This is a genomic window from Bradyrhizobium diazoefficiens USDA 110 (assembly GCF_000011365.1).
GTDB lineage: Bacteria > Pseudomonadota > Alphaproteobacteria > Rhizobiales > Xanthobacteraceae > Bradyrhizobium > Bradyrhizobium diazoefficiens.
In genome coordinates, this window is the sequence record NC_004463.1 from 908,374 (window position 1) to 925,049 (window position 16,676).

General features: G+C 63.3%; 21 protein-coding genes, 2 tRNA genes and 2 pseudogenes. 19 read left to right on the plus strand and 6 right to left on the minus strand.

Annotated elements, in window-relative coordinates:
* Positions 1 to 146: 146 nt before the first annotated feature.
* Positions 147 to 557, minus strand: coding sequence for a VOC family protein (locus tag BJA_RS04255; protein WP_011083666.1), 411 nt, complete (start codon positions 555 to 557; stop codon positions 147 to 149).
* Between the two features lie 126 nt (positions 558 to 683).
* Here BJA_RS04255 and BJA_RS04260 point away from each other — a divergent pair, with 126 nt between their 5' ends.
* The 6 genes and pseudogenes from BJA_RS04260 to BJA_RS04285 all read left to right on the plus strand — a co-directional run bounded on the left by BJA_RS04260 (position 684) and on the right by BJA_RS04285 (position 4,147).
* The gene (locus BJA_RS04260) at positions 684 to 1,658 is read left to right on the plus strand and encodes a Bug family tripartite tricarboxylate transporter substrate binding protein (RefSeq protein WP_011083667.1); all 975 of its coding nucleotides are present in this window, start codon (positions 684 to 686) and stop codon (positions 1,656 to 1,658) included.
* 150 nt (positions 1,659 to 1,808) lie between these two features.
* Positions 1,809 to 2,087: a DUF3551 domain-containing protein gene (locus BJA_RS04265; RefSeq protein ID WP_028172563.1), complete on the plus strand. Its 279-nt coding sequence runs from the start codon at positions 1,809 to 1,811 to the stop codon at positions 2,085 to 2,087.
* 125 nt (positions 2,088 to 2,212) lie between these two features.
* The gene (locus BJA_RS04270; protein WP_082757162.1) at positions 2,213 to 2,467 is read left to right on the plus strand and encodes a DUF3551 domain-containing protein; all 255 of its coding nucleotides are present in this window, start codon (positions 2,213 to 2,215) and stop codon (positions 2,465 to 2,467) included.
* 37 nt (positions 2,468 to 2,504) lie between these two features.
* Entirely contained in the window at positions 2,505 to 3,044 is a 540-nt protein-coding gene (locus tag BJA_RS04275; RefSeq protein WP_011083668.1) for an ArsR/SmtB family transcription factor, read from the plus strand.
* Between the two features lie 11 nt (positions 3,045 to 3,055).
* Positions 3,056 to 3,388, plus strand: a pseudogene (locus BJA_RS04280) (SRPBCC family protein); the annotation flags it as partial.
* Positions 3,389 to 3,409: 21 nt separating this feature from the next.
* On the plus strand, positions 3,410 to 4,147 hold the full coding sequence (locus tag BJA_RS04285) for a DUF899 domain-containing protein (RefSeq protein WP_011083670.1): 738 nt from the start codon (positions 3,410 to 3,412) through the stop codon (positions 4,145 to 4,147).
* A gap of 173 nt (positions 4,148 to 4,320) precedes the next feature.
* On the opposite strand, the gene BJA_RS04290 is transcribed toward BJA_RS04285, so the two are convergent.
* Positions 4,321 to 5,565, minus strand: a complete 1,245-nt coding sequence (locus BJA_RS04290) for a S1C family serine protease (RefSeq protein ID WP_038965174.1) — start codon at positions 5,563 to 5,565, stop codon at positions 4,321 to 4,323.
* Between the two features lie 193 nt (positions 5,566 to 5,758).
* Between BJA_RS04290 and BJA_RS04295 the strand changes: the two genes are divergently transcribed.
* From BJA_RS04295 to BJA_RS04320, 6 genes are all read left to right on the plus strand, one after another.
* A complete protein-coding gene (locus BJA_RS04295; RefSeq protein ID WP_038965182.1) occupies positions 5,759 to 6,376 on the plus strand; it encodes a hypothetical protein in 618 nt (205 codons plus the stop codon).
* Positions 6,363 to 6,737 (plus strand): winged helix-turn-helix domain-containing protein, encoded by a 375-nt coding sequence (locus tag BJA_RS04300; protein WP_038965183.1) that lies wholly within the window; start codon positions 6,363 to 6,365, stop codon positions 6,735 to 6,737. Before BJA_RS04295 ends, BJA_RS04300 begins: the two co-directional genes overlap by 14 nt.
* Positions 6,738 to 6,767: 30 nt before the next feature.
* A complete protein-coding gene (locus BJA_RS04305; RefSeq protein WP_011083674.1) occupies positions 6,768 to 7,508 on the plus strand; it encodes a di-trans,poly-cis-decaprenylcistransferase in 741 nt (246 codons plus the stop codon).
* A 131-nt stretch (positions 7,509 to 7,639) separates the two neighbouring features.
* Positions 7,640 to 9,166 (plus strand): magnesium-protoporphyrin IX monomethyl ester anaerobic oxidative cyclase, encoded by a 1,527-nt coding sequence (gene bchE, locus BJA_RS04310; RefSeq protein ID WP_011083675.1) that lies wholly within the window; start codon positions 7,640 to 7,642, stop codon positions 9,164 to 9,166.
* A gap of 176 nt (positions 9,167 to 9,342) precedes the next feature.
* Positions 9,343 to 9,879 carry a GNAT family N-acetyltransferase gene (locus tag BJA_RS04315; protein WP_038965175.1) on the plus strand — a complete coding sequence of 179 codons (537 nt, stop codon included), beginning with the start codon at positions 9,343 to 9,345 and terminating at the stop codon, positions 9,877 to 9,879.
* Positions 9,880 to 9,966: 87 nt separating this feature from the next.
* Positions 9,967 to 10,452: a Crp/Fnr family transcriptional regulator gene (locus BJA_RS04320; RefSeq protein ID WP_011083677.1), complete on the plus strand. Its 486-nt coding sequence runs from the start codon at positions 9,967 to 9,969 to the stop codon at positions 10,450 to 10,452.
* On the opposite strand, the gene BJA_RS04325 is transcribed toward BJA_RS04320, so the two are convergent.
* Positions 10,391 to 11,218: a metallophosphoesterase family protein gene (locus tag BJA_RS04325; protein ID WP_011083678.1), complete on the minus strand. Its 828-nt coding sequence runs from the start codon at positions 11,216 to 11,218 to the stop codon at positions 10,391 to 10,393. The genes BJA_RS04320 and BJA_RS04325 overlap by 62 nt on opposite strands.
* A gap of 207 nt (positions 11,219 to 11,425) precedes the next feature.
* Between BJA_RS04325 and BJA_RS04330 the strand changes: the two genes are divergently transcribed.
* The 4 genes from BJA_RS04330 (at position 11,426) to BJA_RS04345 (ending at position 13,943) form a co-directional block, all read left to right on the plus strand.
* On the plus strand, positions 11,426 to 12,112 hold the full coding sequence (locus BJA_RS04330) for a DNA-3-methyladenine glycosylase I (RefSeq protein ID WP_038965176.1): 687 nt from the start codon (positions 11,426 to 11,428) through the stop codon (positions 12,110 to 12,112).
* Positions 12,113 to 12,415: 303 nt separating this feature from the next.
* On the plus strand, positions 12,416 to 12,709 hold the full coding sequence (locus BJA_RS04335) for a hypothetical protein (protein ID WP_028172575.1): 294 nt from the start codon (positions 12,416 to 12,418) through the stop codon (positions 12,707 to 12,709).
* A gap of 242 nt (positions 12,710 to 12,951) precedes the next feature.
* Positions 12,952 to 13,170 carry a DUF3551 domain-containing protein gene (locus tag BJA_RS04340; RefSeq protein ID WP_162494045.1) on the plus strand — a complete coding sequence of 73 codons (219 nt, stop codon included), beginning with the start codon at positions 12,952 to 12,954 and terminating at the stop codon, positions 13,168 to 13,170.
* Between the two features lie 389 nt (positions 13,171 to 13,559).
* Positions 13,560 to 13,943, plus strand: a complete 384-nt coding sequence (locus BJA_RS04345; protein WP_011083682.1) for an SHOCT domain-containing protein — start codon at positions 13,560 to 13,562, stop codon at positions 13,941 to 13,943.
* A gap of 63 nt (positions 13,944 to 14,006) precedes the next feature.
* Here the strand turns inward: BJA_RS04345 and dinB are convergent, their stop codons facing one another.
* A complete protein-coding gene (gene dinB, locus BJA_RS04350) occupies positions 14,007 to 15,107 on the minus strand; it encodes a DNA polymerase IV (protein ID WP_011083683.1) in 1,101 nt (366 codons plus the stop codon).
* A 37-nt stretch (positions 15,108 to 15,144) separates the two neighbouring features.
* Here dinB and BJA_RS43805 point away from each other — a divergent pair.
* Together BJA_RS43805 and BJA_RS04360 are read left to right on the plus strand one after the other, a co-directional pair.
* Positions 15,145 to 15,225: pseudogene (locus BJA_RS43805) on the plus strand (tryptophan-rich sensory protein); the annotation flags it as partial.
* Between the two features lie 95 nt (positions 15,226 to 15,320).
* The gene (locus BJA_RS04360) at positions 15,321 to 15,530 is read left to right on the plus strand and encodes a hypothetical protein (protein ID WP_011083684.1); all 210 of its coding nucleotides are present in this window, start codon (positions 15,321 to 15,323) and stop codon (positions 15,528 to 15,530) included.
* A 27-nt stretch (positions 15,531 to 15,557) separates the two neighbouring features.
* Here the strand turns inward: BJA_RS04360 and BJA_RS04365 are convergent.
* A tRNA-Arg gene (locus tag BJA_RS04365) sits at positions 15,558 to 15,634 on the minus strand.
* Between the two features lie 55 nt (positions 15,635 to 15,689).
* On the opposite strand from BJA_RS04365, the gene BJA_RS04370 reads away from it, so the two are divergent.
* Positions 15,690 to 15,762 (plus strand) — tRNA-Arg (locus BJA_RS04370).
* Positions 15,763 to 15,836: 74 nt separating this feature from the next.
* On the opposite strand, the gene BJA_RS04375 is transcribed toward BJA_RS04370, so the two are convergent.
* Positions 15,837 to 16,454, minus strand: a complete 618-nt coding sequence (locus tag BJA_RS04375) for a hypothetical protein (RefSeq protein WP_063921370.1) — start codon at positions 16,452 to 16,454, stop codon at positions 15,837 to 15,839.
* Positions 16,455 to 16,676: the final 222 nt, after the last annotated feature.

Sequence of the window (16,676 nt, forward strand, 5' to 3'; positions counted from 1 at the left end):
CGCGGGGAGCAAATCGGGGGCGGTGTGCGCTGTGCAGTGGCCGCGCGCTCGTTCTCTCATTCGTCATTCCGGGATGGTCCGAAGGACCAGACCCGGAATCTCGAGATTCCGGGTTCGATGCTTCGCATCGCCCCGGAATGACGAGTCTAGTTTTCGTACGACGAGATCTCGATCAGGCTGCCGTCCGGATCCCTGCAATAGACCGAGCGCAGCGTGCCGCGGGCGCCCTGCTTGGGAACCGGGCCCTCCTCGATCGCGACGCCATGTGCCTGCAAATGCGCCACCACCTCGTCGGGCGCGGCGGAGGTGAGGAAGCACAGATCCTCGCTGCCGGCGGTCTGGTGATCGGCGGTGAACCACTCGACCTTGTCGGCATCGCGCGGCCGGACGTTGATCTTCTGGTTACCGAATTGAAGGGAAGTCCGCGGCGCTTTGCCGCCGCCGGGGTCGAACACCTTGACTTCCATGCCGAGAATCTTGCGGTACCACTCCGCGGTCACCGCGACGTCGGCGACGTTGATCACGAGGTGATCGAGGGCCTCGACCTTGACCGGCATGCCTTATCCTTTCGTCGCCATGTGCGTTGCGCACTTTCCGCGTGCTTCCGGCTTTGTTACAACGCCGCCGACGACGCTTTCAAGATATCTGGCTTTCAAGAACAACACGTTGGGAGAACCCTTGAAATGATCACTCGCCGTACCGCGCTGGGCCTGCTTGCCGCCACTCCTCTTGCAGCCAGCCCGCTGTCGAAGGCCCTTGCCGCCGATTATCCGGCTCGCCCGGTGAAATGGGTGGTCGGCTATCCGCCGGGCGGTGCCACCGACATCCTGGCACGGCTGATCGGCCAGCGGCTGTCGGAAAAGCTCGGCCAGCAATTCGTGATCGAGAACAAGCCGGGCGCCGGCAACAATATCGCCACCGAATCCGTGATCAATGCCGAGCCCGACGGCTACACGCTGCAGCTGGTCAATCCGGCCAACTACATCAACGCCTCGCTCTACACCAACCTGAAGTTCAACTTCGTGCGCGACATCGCGCCGGTCGCCTCGTTCCAGCGCGTGCCGAACGTGATGACCGTGAACAAGGACGTGCCGGCCAAGACCGTCGCCGAGTTCATCGAATACGTGAAGGCCAATCCCGGCAAGGTCAACATGGCCTCGTCAGGCAACGGCACCTCGGTGCACCTGTCCGGCGAGATGTTCATGGCGATGACCGGCTGCAAGATGCAGCACGTGCCCTATCGCGGCGCGGCGCCCGCGATCACCGACATGCTCGGCGGTCAGGTGCAGGTGATCTTCGACAACATGCCCTCGATCATCCAGCACATCCGTTCGGGCAGCCTGCGTGCGATCGGCGTCACCACCGCGCAGCGCTCGCCGCAACTGCCCGACGTGCCGGCGATCGGCGAGACCGTGAAGGACTACGAGGCGAGCGCGCTGTTCGGCATGGGGGCGCCGAAGAACACGCCGAAGGAAATCATCGCCAAGCTCAACGATGAGATCAACACGCTGATGAAGGAGCCCGACATGACCAAGCGTCTGGTCGAGCTCGGCGGCGAGCCGCGGGTGCAGACCCCCGAGGCGTTCGGCGAGGAGATCAAGGCCGAGACCGAGAAGTGGAAGAAGGTCGTCGAGTTCGCCGGCCTGAAGGTCGAGTAGCGATCTTGTGATGATCGGAATTGGAGCCCTGCCGTTCGGCAGGGCTTTTTTTCTTGCGCGCGTTGTCTCGTTGATCTGGAATAAAGCGGCCCGGCGAAACCTGATGATGTATGGCGCCGTATCTGGCGCCGTGAAGAGAGGAGTTGGGACATGCGCAAGACGCAACTGGTCCTGCTGACATTGGGTGCGACGGCCCTTGCCGGTGTCGTCACCGTCACGCCCGCCGCGGCGCGCGACTATCCCTGGTGCGCCCAGGGCGGCGAATATGATTATCCCGGCGAATGCGCCTACAGCACCTACGAGCAGTGTCTGGCCAGTGTGTCCGGCCGGCTATTGTACTGCGGCCCCAATCCGCTCATGGCCTATGGCCAGGTGCCGCAGCGCCAACCGCAGCCGCGCCGGCGCACGCGGCCCGTCGCGCCGTACTAGCCGCACGAAGTCATCGCGAAGCCCGCAGCGGCGCATTTTCGCGTGATCGCTCCGGAATAAACTGGCTCCGCGAGCCTTTCTCTCTGTGAGGTCGCATGTCGCGCGGCGAACATGGGAGGTCGGTCATGCGCAAGGCGCAATTCGTGCTGGGCACCATGGTCCTTGTGTGGCTCGCCGGCGGCAGCCCGGCGCGGGCGGACTATGCGTGGTGCATTCAGGATTCGGAATATGGCTATCCCGGCGACTGCTCCTATCAAACCCGGGAGCAGTGTCTGCTGAGCGCCTCAGGCCGCAAGGGCTTTTGCGGTCAGAATCCCGCCTTGGTCACGCGAGCGCCACCTCAGCCGGCTCCGCGAGCCCGGCACGCTCCGCCATACTAGCGGCGCCTCTCATTGACGTCTGCCTGATCACCTGATTGTGCAGATCCGGGCGCGCGGGTTCCTGCTTGACGCCTTCTCGTTCACGTCTATACTAAACCACATGGTTAAGTATCAGGACGAGACGCTGGACCGGACCTTTGCGGCGCTATCCGACCCGACGCGGCGTGCGCTTCTCGCCCGCCTCGGCGAGCAGGACAGCTTGTCGGTGAGCGAGCTGGCCGCGCCGTTTCCGGTCTCGCTGCCGGCGATCATGAAGCATCTCGATGTGCTCACGGACGCAGGCCTGATCGTGCGCGAGAAAACCGGTCGCACGGTCTCGTGCCGGCTCACCGCGCAGCCGATGGAGCAGGCGATGAACTGGCTCAATCGTTACGCGCAGTTCTGGTCCGACAATCTAGATCGTCTTGCCGCCTTCGTGGAGGAAGAGACATGGCCAACACAGCCGTCAACGCCGATTCCCGCAGCGCCGAGCGCCCGGCAGAACGTCCAAGCGAACGTCCAAGCCTCACGCTCACGCGCCGGCTCCGCGCGCGGCCGGAAAAAGTCTACGCCGCCTGGACGCAGGCCGCGCAGCTAGCGCAATGGTTCGGGCCGCCGAACATGAAACCGGCGACGCTGACCGCCGAGCTCGACGTTCGCAGCGGCGGTCGCTACCGCATCAGCTTCGTCAGCGACGACGGCGAATATTTCGAGGCCGGCGGCACCTATCGCGAGGTCGTGCCGAACGAGCTTTTGGTCTTCACCTGGGCCTGGCACTCGACGCCCGAGCGCGAATCGCTGGTCACGATCTCGTTCAAGCCGGATAGCGCCGGCACGCTGATGATCTTTCATCACGCCCAGTTCTTCGACGAGGCCGCACGCGACAACCATCGGCGGGGCTGGAGCTCGTTCCTCGACAAGCTCGATGCCTTCGTCGCCTGATTTCTGTCAGAGGAGACCGTCATGCAACCCCATCAGATCGTTTCGCGCGAGCAATGGATCGCGGCTCGCAAAACCCTTATGGCGCATGAGAAGGAGCTCACAGCGGCGCGCGAGCGCCTCGCCGAGGAGCGCCGCGCGCTGCCCTGGGTCAAGGTCGACAAGGATTACGTGTTCGACGGACCGAACGGCAAGGTGACGCTCGGCGATCTCTTCAAGGGGCGTCCGCAGCTCGTCGTCCAGCACGTGATGTTCGCGCCCGACTGGGAAGCGGCCTGCAAGAGCTGCTCGTTCTGGGCCGACGGTCTTGATCGCATGGTGCCGCATTTGGCCGCGCGCGATACCGCGACGGTCGCAATCTCGCTGGCGCCGATCGCAAAGCTCGAGGACTTCAAGGCGCCGATGGGGTGGACCTTCGACTGGGTCTCGTCGGGAAGCAACGACTTCAACCGGGATTACGGCGTGACGTTCTCGCCGGAGCAGATCGCCACGGGCAAGCCGATGTACAATTTCGGCACCACGAAGATCTACGGGCCGGAGCTGCCGGGCATCAGCGTGTTCTACCGCAACGAGGCCGGTGAGATCTTCCACACCTATTCCTGCTTCGCCCGCGGCCTCGACATGATGAACGCCGCTTATCAGTACCTCGACCTCACCCCGCTCGGCCGTCACGAGGAGGGGCTGCCCTATCCGATGGACTGGGTGCGCCTGCGCGACCAGTACGAGCCGCAGGCGACGAAGGGTGCGTGCTGCCACGGGTGAGGGGGGCGGGTACGCCCTGCCCACATCAAAGGTGTCATCGCCCGGCTTGACCGGGCGATCCAGTACTCCGAGAGGGGAGTGATAGAGACGAGAGGCCGCAGCGTACTGGATTCCCCGCCTTCGCGGGGAATGACAGCAGTGGTCGGCGCGGCAGCTTGCCTTGCTCGTGAGGGCTACCGCTTCGCGTCGGCCTGCTCCGTCGCGTTGCACGAGATCAGCATCGTATAGGGCCGCGCGTTGCCGGCGATGTCGGTGGTCTTGAGCTCGGCCTTAGGCTCGGCGGTCTGATAGGGCACCACGGAATTGTCGAGGAAGTCGCGCAGCACGCCGGTCTTGATGGCGAAGTTGATGTTCTCGGGAATGTTGCCGGTCGCTACGGCGATGCGGAGCGCGTCGACCTTTCCGGTAACGACGCCCACGATCTGCCCGGTGGCGTCGAACAGCGGGCCCCCGCTGTTGCCGGGCTGCACTGGCGCACTGATCTGCAGGAAGCGCGTGTCGTTGCGCATGCCGCTGAGTGAGCTCACGATACCGGTCGTCACGGTGAAGTCCGAGGTCAGCATTCCATGGTAAGGAAAGCCGATCGCGATGACGGAATCGCCGGAGCGGATCGAGCGGTCGCGGATACGGGCAAAGTCCTTGAAAGCCGCCGTCGACGGCGCCTGCAACAAAGCGAGATCGTTGTTCGCATCGCTGGACACGACGCGCAGCGCCATCGAGGCCTCGCCGGTGAGGTTGCCCTTGATGTCGCCGACGCAGCCGTCGATCACATGGTTGTTGGTGACGACGTGGCCGTTGGCGCTGACCACGAAGCCGGTGCCGCTCTTGGTTCGAGCAGATTTGCCGCCGGTTGCCGGTGATGCCTGCTTGTCCGGCGCGGTCTGCGGCTTGGCGGCAATCTTTGTAAAATCGCCGGCCTTATCCAGGCCGTCGGCTTTGACTCTGGTCACACAATTGGTAATCGCAGCCACCAAAGGCGCAGTCGACGTCAGGCTGAACTGAAAGGGCGTACCTCTCGCCACCGCCACCATCAGACTCGCCTTCTGGAGCGCGCGGGCGACGTTGGTGGGCAGAACTGCCGAGACCATCACCTCCGAAAACGCGGTCGCGAAGAGTCTCACCTCGGCCTGACCGTCGAAGGTTACGTCGATCGTGAGGTTCTCACCCTTCTTGAAGCGAAATGCCGGATTGGCAAAGCCGAGCAGCCACGAGCTGTTTGCATCCTGGCCAACAAGCAAGGTAACGCCGTTGGCGTAAGGTGTGCTTGCGGCGCAGTGAGAGAACGCGCCGGTCGAATCATTGGAATAGGCGCCACCGTTCCAGTTGCCGACGCGGATCGTGCCGAAAGGCCCCGCCGCATGGGCCACACCGGCCAGGACCATCTGTAGCACGCACGCAACAACAGTCGTCTTGAACATCTCCACGCCCCCGGAACGCTATTGGCTCGTCTTATCCGGCCGGTCCCCATTGGTGCAACCGGCAGTTGTTCGGTTGGGGCGTGTTTCCTCGGGGCAGCCTTCGGGCTTGCGCTTACTTTGCAATGCTATATACTTTGCAATGCAAAGTAACGGATCCCGACAAGCGGGGTCGAGCGAGGTTCTGGCGTTGCCGATGCGCGATCTCGACAAGGCACTGGCCGACATCGTGGCGATCCGCAGCCAGATTGCGGCCGGCACGGCGTTCCGCGGCTACGGCCCGGCAACCATGGTCGCGACCGGCGGTGTCGCGCTGGTCACGGCAATCCTGCAATTCTGGCTGCTCGGCGACCCCACCGGAGAGCCGCTCGGCTTTTTCTTCGGCTGGTTCATTGCCGCCGTGGTCTCCGGCCTGATGATCGGGATCGAGATGCGCGCGCGTTCGCGCCGCCATCATTCCGGCCTTGCCGACGCCATGATCCACCAGGCGGTCGAGCAGTTCCTTCCGGCAGGCGTCGCCGGCGTGCTGCTTGCGGTGGTGATGTGGAAGTTCGCGAGTGAGACGCTGTGGCTGTTGCCGGGTCTGTGGCAGATCCTGGTGTCGCTCGGCATCTTCGCCTCCATTCGCTCGCTGCCGCGCACCGTCGCGCTCGCCGGCGCCTGGTATTTCGTTTCGGGTTTCGCGGTCGTGGTGCTCGCGAGCCAAACCCACACGCTGTCGCCGTGGACCATGGGCCTGCCTTTCGTGATCGGCCAGTCGGTGATGGCGGGCATTCTGTATTTTGCGTCCGGAGATCATGATGTCGAAGACTGACAGCGCGCCTTTTTCCTATGAAGGGCTCGACCGCGTCATCCACGAGAAGGCGAGGCTCGGGCTTCTGACCTCGCTGATGGCGCATCCGAAGGGGCTGGCGTTCGCCGACCTCAAGCAGCTCTGCGGCCTTACCGACGGCAATCTCAGCCGGCATCTCGCCGTGCTGCAGGAGGCCGGCCTCGTCGAGGTAACCAAGGGCTATGAGGGCAATCGCCCGCACACCACATGCCGGCTGACCAGGGCAGGCCGCCGCCGCTTCCTCGACTATCTGGCCGTGCTCGAGCGCCTGGTGCGCGACGCCGCCAAGGCCGCCGGTCGCGAAGCGCCGCCGCTCGGCCGTCTCGGTATCATCTCGACCTGATCCTCCCCTTTTTTGACCGGAGACTTTGCAATGCAAAGTGACATGACCTCTCGCAGCGAGAAGCTTCACGTCGGCATCATCATGGACGGCAACGGCAGATGGGCGACGCGGCGCGGCCTGTCGCGGCTGCGCGGCCACGAGGCCGGCGTCGAGACGATCCGCCGCATCGTCGAGGCGGCGCCCAAGCAGGGCATCGGCACGCTGACGCTCTATGCGTTCTCGACCGACAATTGGCGAAGGCCGAAGGCCGAGGTCGCAGCGCTGATGACCCTGCTGCGCTTCTATCTCGCCAACGAGGTGCAGAGCCTGGTGAAGAACGGGGTGCGTCTCACCGTGATCGGCCGCCGCGACCGGCTGCCTGACGGCATCGCGAATGCGATCGCGCGGGCCGAAGCGGCCACCGCCCACGGCAGCACGCTTCACCTGCGCATCGCCGTCGATTATTCCGCGCGCGATGCCATCCTCAACGCGGCGGCGAAGGCGGCGGCGCTGACCAGCCTCACCCGCGAAGCGTTCTCGCAGCTCGTCACCGGCGAGGCCGGTTTGCGCGACGTCGATCTCATCATCCGCACCTCGGGCGAGAAGCGGCTGTCGGACTTCCTGCTGTGGGAAGGCGCCTATGCCGAGCTGCACTTCACCGAGCGGATGTGGCCGGAATTCGATGCGGGCGATCTCGCCGAGGCGCTCGCCGCGTTCCACGGCCGTGAGCGGCGCTTCGGCGGCCTCCAGGCGATCATGCCCGAGGAGGTGCCGTCACTCTCGCGGGTATGACGCCAAGGCGGGGCAGAGCAAGGGTCTCCGCAGCAGTCACGCACGAATGTCTTCGGGTTCAGTCGGGGGATTGGGCTTCTTCATAGAAGTGGGACGGACGATCACGCCAACCAAAGCGGGAGCGAAAGTCCATGCGTGTTCTTCTTGTCAACGTGCCTCATCCCTCGATCGGAAGCCGAATTCCCGATGATCATCTTCCGCCGCTGGGTTTGCTCGCGATCGGCGGACCGCTGATCGACGACGGCCATGCGGTGCGGCTGATCGACGCCGAATTCGGCCCCATGTCGATCGCCGAGGTCGTCAGCGAAGCGACGGGCTTCGCCCCGGATGCCGTGCTGTTCGGCCATTCCGGCTCGACTTCCGGACATCCCGTGATCGCGGCGGTTGCTTGTGCCCTGGTGAAGGTCATGCCGCGCGTGCTGATCGTCTACGGCGGCGTCTTCCCGACCTACCATTGGCGCGAAATTCTGCACGATGAACCCTATGTCAGCGCGATCGTGCGCGGCGAAGGTGAAGAGACCGCGCGGCGCCTGATGCGCGCGCTGGAATACGGTCGCGATCTCGCCGACATAGCCGGCATCGCGTTCCGCGATGTCTCAGGTCCCCGCGCGACGCAGCCGGCGCCGGTGATCGCAAACCTCGACGCCTGTCGCATCGGCTGGGAATTGATCGATCATGCGCGCTACAGCTATTGGGGCGGCCTGCGCGCCGTGGTCGTCCAGTTCTCGCGCGGCTGTCCGCATCTGTGCAACTATTGCGGCCAGCGCGGGTTCTGGACGCGCTGGCGTCACCGCGATCCGGTCCGCTTCGCCAAGGAGCTTGCGCGCCTGCATCGCGAGCAGGGGGTCAAGGTCATCAACTTCGCCGACGAAAACCCGACCGTCTCGAAGAAAGTCTGGCGCGCGTTCCTCGAAGCGCTGATCGCTGAGAACGTCGACCTCATCCTGGTTGGCTCGACTCGCGCCGACGACATCGTGCGCGACGCCGACATCCTGCATCTCTACAAGAAGGCCGGCTGGCAGCGCTTCCTGCTCGGGCTTGAAAATACCGACGAAAGGACCCTGGAGTTGATCCGCAAGGGCGCGACGACGGCCGTCGACCGTGAGGCCATCCGCCTGCTGCGGCAGCACGGCATTCTGTCGATGGCGACCTGGGTGGTCGGGTTCGAGGAGGAGACCGATCGCGATCACTGGCGCGGCTTGAAGCAGCTGCTTGCCTACGATCCCGATCAGGTTCAGCTGCTCTACGTCACGCCGCATCGCTGGACGCCTTACTTCCGTCTCGCGGCCGAGCGCCGCGTGATCCAGCCCGATCGCCGGCGATGGGACTACAAGCATCAGGTGCTCGCCACGCGCCATATGGCGCCGTGGCGCGTGCTGGCCTGGTTCAAGTTCACGGAAATGGTGTTGCAGTGTCGCCCAAAGGCGATCTGGCGGGTGCTGTTCCAGCGCGACGCAGGCCTGCGCCACGCCATGCGCTGGTACACGCAGATGGGCCGCAGGGTCTGGCCGCACGAGATTCTGGAATTCTTGCGTGCACGTCGATTGAAATGGGGGCCTTCGGTCAGGGAGTTCTGGGGTGCTCCGCAGGACGACGAGGAGCAGTCGATGACAGCCACGCGGCCGGAGCGCCGCGTCGGGAGGCGAGAGGCCGCGTGACCGCGGCCTGAAGACGATCGCGCCCGCTTCGACGCTTTCACCCTCCCGTGTGTGACGCGGGGCACAGGGAGACGAGCTGTTCGTTTTTAGCCGCATGATTGGCAGCGATGTCCAAGCGCTGCGTGCACGGCCTCGGCTAGGTGTGCGGTCCACGCAACCTGCCGAGAGCGTCACGCATGCTACAGTTGTTTCCGGGGGCCGTCGTCGCGCCGGTTGAACTGGCCGAAGCGAAGGGGATGGTCTGCATCAGGACCGCCAGTGCGTCCGATGTGGAGGACCTGTCGGTCTATTTCGCCGGCCTGTCCACGTCATCGCGCAACAAGCGTTTCATGGGTGCGCGCGCCGACCTCGCCGTGGTCGCGGCCGAATGCGTGGCGAAGGCCGACCGTCCCGGTCACTTCACCTTGCTGGCCGAGTTCAGGCAGGAGGGGCAGCGCAACATCATCGGCGAAACGCACTACGCCTACGATGCGGCCGCACGGCACGGCGAGTTTGCCATCTCGGTCGCCGACGCCTTCCAGCGCCTGGGCCTTGGCCTCCAGATGATGACGGCGATGGAGACGCGCGCGATCGATCTCGGCCACGAGATGATCGCCGGCGAAACCGCGCGAACGAATGCTGAAATGCGCGGCCTGGCGAAGAAGGCCGGGTTCAGGGATACCGGGCTCGGCGACTGGCAGTCGGTTCACCTCGCAAAGCACCTGTCGCGATAGCTCTACGCAGGTCGAATTGCCGCGTGGCACGGATCGTGCTCTAGTAATCCCGGCAATGGGTATCCCCAGCGATGGGAGCTTTCGGCGATGCGCGCAGTCCTGGATTATTGCACCGGCGGAACGGAGCGGCAGGTTGCGGCCGGTACGGTCGTCGTCACTGAGGGCGGCACCAGCGGCCATCTCTATGTGCTGATGCAGGGCAAGCTCGAGGTGCTCAAGGGTGAGATGGTGGTCGCCACCGTCACCGAGCCGGGCGCGGTGCTGGGCGAAATGTCGGTGCTGCTGGGCCAGCCGCACACCGCGACGGTCAGGGCCTGCTCCGATGCAATCGTCTACGAGTTCGAGGATGCCGCCTCGTTCCTGAAGCAGGAGCCGGGGGTGGCGCTGCTGATCGCGAAGATGCTGGCGCAGCGGCTCAACGTCGCCAACACCTATCTTGCCGATCTCAAGCGGCAATATGCCGGCCACGGCACGCATCTGGCCATGGTCGGCGAAGTGCTTCAGAGCATGATCAACCTGCCGCCGCTTGAGGTCTCGCCAGGCTCGGATCGGCAATCCGATCCAAGAATGTAAGCCAGTCCGGCGGTGCCTCGACCAAGGCCGCCGGCCGCTTCAGCGGCGCGTCGAGATCGATCCATTGCGCCTCGCCCGCCGCCAGCCAGAACGCCTTGTTGGCATCGAGATCCAGCACGATATGCGTCGGCGGCCGGCCCGGTTGCAGGCCCGCGTTGAAGACCCAGGTCTGGCCCAGCCGGTCGAACCACGAGCCGTCGGTGATGAAGGGCGACTGATGCACATGTCCCGAGATCACCATCGACGGCTGATACTGCATGATCCACTGCACCACCTCGACATCGCCGAAGAAGCGCTTGCCGCCCCAGCTCGTCGGCGAATTCGCCGGCGGCGCATGATGCGCCCAGATCCAGCGCTGCGGCCGGCTCGCCGCGGCATCGCGGAGCTGTTCGGCGATGCGCTGCTTGACCAGCGGTCCATCCCACCACGGGCACACCGTGAACAGGGTGTCGCCGATGGTGAGGCTGTCGCCGTCGCAGGCGATCCCCAGCTCGCGCACCTCCGAGATCCAGCGCGAGATCTTCTCGCCTTCCGCGTTGCGCTCGTCGAGGTCGTGATTGCCGGAGCAGATGATCACGCGGGTCTTCCCGGCAAGCAGCGCGAGGTATTTCTTCACCACCACGATCTGCGCGCGAAAATCCACCATCGAGCCGATATCGAGCGCATCGCCGGCGAAGATCACCAGGTCGAATTGCGGCGCCGCGCTGACCAGCCAGTCGAACTGCGGCAGCGCGTAGTGCAGGTCAGCCACGACCAGGCAGCGCATTTGAAATCCGTTCGCGATTGAAATTGTCTGGGAATTCCAAAACGGCAAAAAGCAAGAAGCAGACCAGCACGGCCGCCCCCTCGCGTCAATCCAATGAGCCGGAGCATGCCGCGGCGTATCGCGGCATGCAGGGCATCGGGCGTCGCAGGTCTGGACCGGACCATCGAATTCTGCTGTCGTGGCATATCCTCAATCGCTCGTGTCCGCATGACCCCGTTCAAGACCATTCGTGCCCGCGCCGAGAAGCGCAAGGGCGGCCCCAAGGCGCTGGACAGGCTGATGCCCGACAAGCCCGACCTCAAGCGTCTGGCCAAGCTCGGCGACGACCGCATCCTCGCCGAGATGACCCGGCGGGTGTTTTGCGCAGGGTTTGCCTGGAGCGTGATCGACTCGAAATGGGACGGCTTTGAAGAGGCCTTCCTGCATTTCCAGCCGGCCAAGCTGACCTTCCAGCCGGAAGACTATTGGGAAGGTCTGCTGCGCGATGCGCGCATCGTGCGCAACGGCGCCAAGATCATGTCGGTGCGCGACAACGCCGCCTTCGTCCAGGCGATCGCAAAGGAGCACGGCAGCTTCGGCAAGTTTCTGGCGAAGTGGCCGTCGTCCGACGAAATCGGCCTGCTCGATCTCCTCACCAAGCGCGGCAGCCGGCTCGGCGGCAATACCGGCCAGATGCTGCTGCGCTTCGTCGGCTGGGACGGTTTCGTCACCTCCAGGGATGTCGTGGCCTGCCTGCGCGGTGCCGGCCTCGATATCGGCGAAGAGGTGAAGTCGAAGGGCGATCTCGCAAAAGTGCAGGCGCAGTTCAACGCGTGGGCCGAGGAGACCGGTCTGCCCTACACATATCTGTCACGCATCTGCGCGCTCTCGGTCGGCGAGGTCAGGAGCGAGTAACGGATCAAAAGGCATCAGGAGAAGCCTATCAGGCTGCCCATGATTTGCTCGGCGACGGCGCGGACCGCGACATCCGGATCGTCGAAGCTGCCGATTAAAGCCGCTCACAGGCAGATCGTGGACATCGTGTGGCGAACCCGTGCCGTGAGCGCGGCGGATGAAGCTCGCGATCACGAAATACATTTCACCGGAACATTTGTGCGCAGCACCCGTTCGGGAATTTGAGCCAGGCGACACAGGCGCAGGGAACGCCCGTCCTAGCTCAACTCAATGAAACCCGGCACGACAGAAACGGAGCAGCCCATGAAGCTCACATCCGAACAGGTGAAGCAGACCGTCAACCAACTCGGCGCCCAGGTGCTGCCCGACGAGCATCCCGCCATGCCGCAGCTCAACAGCATGTTCGGCGAGCACACCTTCTTCGTCGACGAGACGGGCCTGAAGGTCCTCGAGCCGACCCCGTCGCTTGGCGCCGAGCGCCAGACCGGCGAAGTCGTCAGCCTCGCCGACTGGAGCGATGCCGACCTCACGCGCCTGATGGCCCACGAGCCGGAGCCGACGGGTGTGATCGTCGTGTTCGAGCACGTGAGGCATTGACCATTGCTGGTCGTGAAGGAAGATCAGATCGGCGGGGGAGACTCCCGCCGTGAAGGTGTGGCGCCGTCAATCGATACGGCCGCCTTCATGCAGCCCCGAGCTTGAGATTTTCGCGATAGCGTGGGCGCTTTTCGCCTCAGGTCGCATCAATAAACGCCGCAGCGTCTGGCAAGGGCTTTTACTGGCGGTATGGCCGACGCGTCGGCGATATAATTCGCCTCCATCCATCCATGGAGGTCGAGATGCATCGTGCCGTTCCGATGCTTGCCACATTTTTATCCGTTGTATTCTCGGGGCCGGCCCAGGCCGCCGAGGCGGATCGTTACTGCCTGCGTGGTCGCAACTGGGGCTTTCCGGGCAATTGCCAGTTCGCCACACGCCCGCAATGTCTGGCTGCCGCTTCCGGCACGAACGCATATTGCGGCATCAATCCACGCTATGCCGCTCCGCGGCGGCGCTGATCACCCTCAGAGATAAACCGTTCTGCGGTTATCTGCGCGGCAGACGCGTCCAATCAGGAAAGGCACGCTCAGATGCGAAAGCTTGCACTGTTCGTCATCCTGCTCGCGTTCGCGGGAATGTTCCCTTCCAGCGAATCGTATCCTCAGAGCGCGCTTCGGGGTGCGGTCATCGGCGGTGCCGTCGGTGGTCGTCGCGGCGCTGCGATAGGAGCTACGGCCGGAGCGATCGCCGGCGCCCACCGGCGGCATCGGCATTGGCATAGATATTATTGGCGGAACGGCAGCTGCTGGTACCGCTCGAGCAGCGGAAGATCGCACCGCGTGTCGCATCGGTACTGCCGTTAAGTGGAGCGACGGATCGAGAACGGTAATTCAACGAGGGGATTGCAATGTTCTTCGTTCAAGAGGGATTCACGTACCGAAATTTCCTGATGGACATGATTGCGATATTCGCATTCGTCGTCTGGTTCTGGCTGCTCATCGTCATCTATGGCGACCTGTTCAGGCGCCACGACATCTCCGGGTGGGGCAAGGCACTATGGGTGCTCGCGCTGGTTCTGACCTCCTACCTCGGCATCTTTGCATACCTCATTACGCAAGGGCGAAGCATGGCCGAACGTAACGCCGAGCAAGCTCAGCGGGCGCGCGAGGAGTTGCGGCACATCGTCGGCTTCAGCGTTGCAGACGAGCTTACCAAGCTTGATCAGCTCAGAAAGGCGGGATCCGTAACGGATGACGAGTACAGGCGGCTTCGCACCAGGCTGGTTTCCTAGCCGTCGTTGCGCGCGGCACATTCGAAAGCGATTTTTGAAAAATCCCGTCACCGACCATCAGGTTCAGATACCGAAAGTCAGCTGCGGCTCCGGATCATCCCCGTCCTGGAGGGCAGACAGCGATACGCCCAACAGCCTGACGCGCTTGGGCAGCGGCATCTCGACTTCGAGCAGGCCGCAGGTCAGCCGCTCCAGATCGTCCCGGCCTGCAACCGGTGTTGGTGCGGACCTGCTGCGTGTGATGATCTCGAAGTCAGCAAATTTGATCTTCAAGGTGACGGTGCGGCCGCGATTGCCGGTCGCCTCGCAATGGCGCCAGACCTTGTCGACGAGAGGCTTGAGCGCGGCGACCAGCGCGTCGAATTCGTCGAGGTCGGCCTGGAACGTGGTCTCCGCGCCGATCGACTTGCGGATCCGGTTGGCCCGCACCGGACGTTCGTCGACACCGCGTGAGATCCAATAGTAATAGGCACCCGCCTTGCCGAAATTCGCGTTCATGAACTCCAGCGTCTGGTTACGCATGTCGCGACCGGTAAATATGCCGAGCGCGTTCATCTTCGCACTGGTCGCCGGGCCTATCCCGTGGAACTTGCCGACGGGCAGCGCCTCGACGAAGGCGGGTCCCATCTCCGGGGAGATCACGAACTGGCCGTTGGGCTTGCGATGATCGGAGGCGAGCTTGGCCAGAAACTTGTTGTAGGAGATGCCCGCCGAAGCGTTGAGCCCCGTCTCGGCCTTGATCTTCTCGCGGATCCGCAGCGCGACGTCCCGTGCCAGCGGAATGCCTTGCAGGTTTTCCGTCACGTCGAGATAGGCCTCGTCGAGCGACAACGGCTCGATGATCGGCGTGTGCTCGGCAAAGATCTCGCGGATCTGCCTGGAGATCGCCTTGTAGACCTCGAAGCGCGGCCTGACGAAGATCAGGTCGGGACATTGCCGCTTCGCCGTCACCGACGGCATGGCAGAGCGAACGCCGAACTTGCGGGCCTCGTAGCTGGCGGCCGCGACGACGCCGCGTTCGGCGGAGCCTCCGACCGCGACCGGCTTGCCGCGCAGCTCCGGATTGTCGCGCTGCTCCACGGACGCATAGAACGCATCCATGTCGATATGGATGATCTTGCGGACGGGCGAGGTTTCGCCCGTCACCGTGCCGGAATCGCTCATGGAGAGATGATACAATCGTGCAAGGAGAAGCGCGAGGCGATCGATGCTTTTCGCGCCTTACGCAGCCTGGGTCGCGTTGGCCGGCCTGCTCAATGCGGCCATCTGGCGTTTGAATTGAGGCGTTCAGTCTCGACCAGGTTCAAAGAACAGTCTCAGGCTTGTGAGTGGCAAGCAGGGGCACGCGATCTAATATGAGGGCGCGGAGGACAATCCATGCAATACAGCTCCGAGCTCATTCGCACGATGCGTCAAGCGCTGGAGACCGTGATGGCGAGCGTACCGGCCCATCAATCGGTCTTCGGTCTGAAAGCGGCTGTGGCCGAATGCATCCTGAAGGCCGCCGCACACGGCCAGACGTCCTACGACGGCCTGGTCGCGTCCGCCTCGGACCAGATCCAGACGATGATCTCGATGCTCAGCTAGGCGCTGGCGTGAAGACGGCGACAAGGCTGGCGCACCCGACACGATTCGAACGTGTGACCTTTGCCTTCGGAGGGCAACGCTCTATCCAGCTGAGCTACGGGTGCAGTGGGCCTCATTTAGCCGATTGGCGAGGGGTGGGCAACCGCTACGTTTGCCTTGGTGGGCTCGGTTGGATGGCCGCGTAGCCCTCCTCAGGCCAAGGTCGCACGTTCGAATCGTGTCGGGTGCGCCAGGAAAGCACGTGCCGAACGTGCCGGGACTGTGGCGGATCTAAATCGCTGCTTTGCAGCGATTACGCCCGCGTCGTTACTCTGGCTCAGGGACGGAAGGTCGACTCTTACGAACTGCCTTAACCGCCGATTCAATGAGGGGTTCGTTCCATAGGAGCGAATACATTTGGTCGCGGCTCGGGTGTTCCGGGTGAAGATAGTTTATCAAGAACGTCGTGCATCTCGCGATTGATTTCAGCTCTTCAATGATTTCGACAAAGTCCGACTGACGGTAGACCAATATTCGCGAGTTATCAGGTTCAAACCGGCTCTTGTTTAGCGTCTCAAACTTTGGATCTAGATTTGCTTCGGAAACCGCGACGAATATGTCGAGGTATGCAACAGGCTCAACTAACAAGAGCGCGTCGGGAAGTTCGTCACAAAAAGCCCAGATGTGATGCGCAACATTGTTTCGTTTCCGGGCGGCGGATCGAGCAAGCCTCACGACCGCCTCGAACATCTCCAATTCGGGATCTATCAGCTTTATTTTGCCCGCAGATACTATCATGTCCATCTGCGCGCTCGCGCTTCGGACAGTCTGCAGCATTGCAATCGTAGGCCCTGCCTCAGCTGCCAGCAGGAAGGCTAGAATCGAACCGACGTTGGCTTCGATATCAGCCCACCTGACTATGATCTCCGCAACGAATGGCGCCAATTTTGGGCGCCGCTGGATAGCCTCCGGGCTTGCGAATACCTTGGCGCTCGATCGCACTCTTGAGAGGGGTTGGGGAGGCATATATCGATCCAAAGAGAAATAGTCTTAAAAGCCCCAGAGGCGCATCAACCAATGCAGTCTCGCGACATCTAGGAGCGATCCGCGATAGGCCGGAGCGGCTTCAAGGATCACCTTACCTGCGATGGCGAGCCAAAATACCTA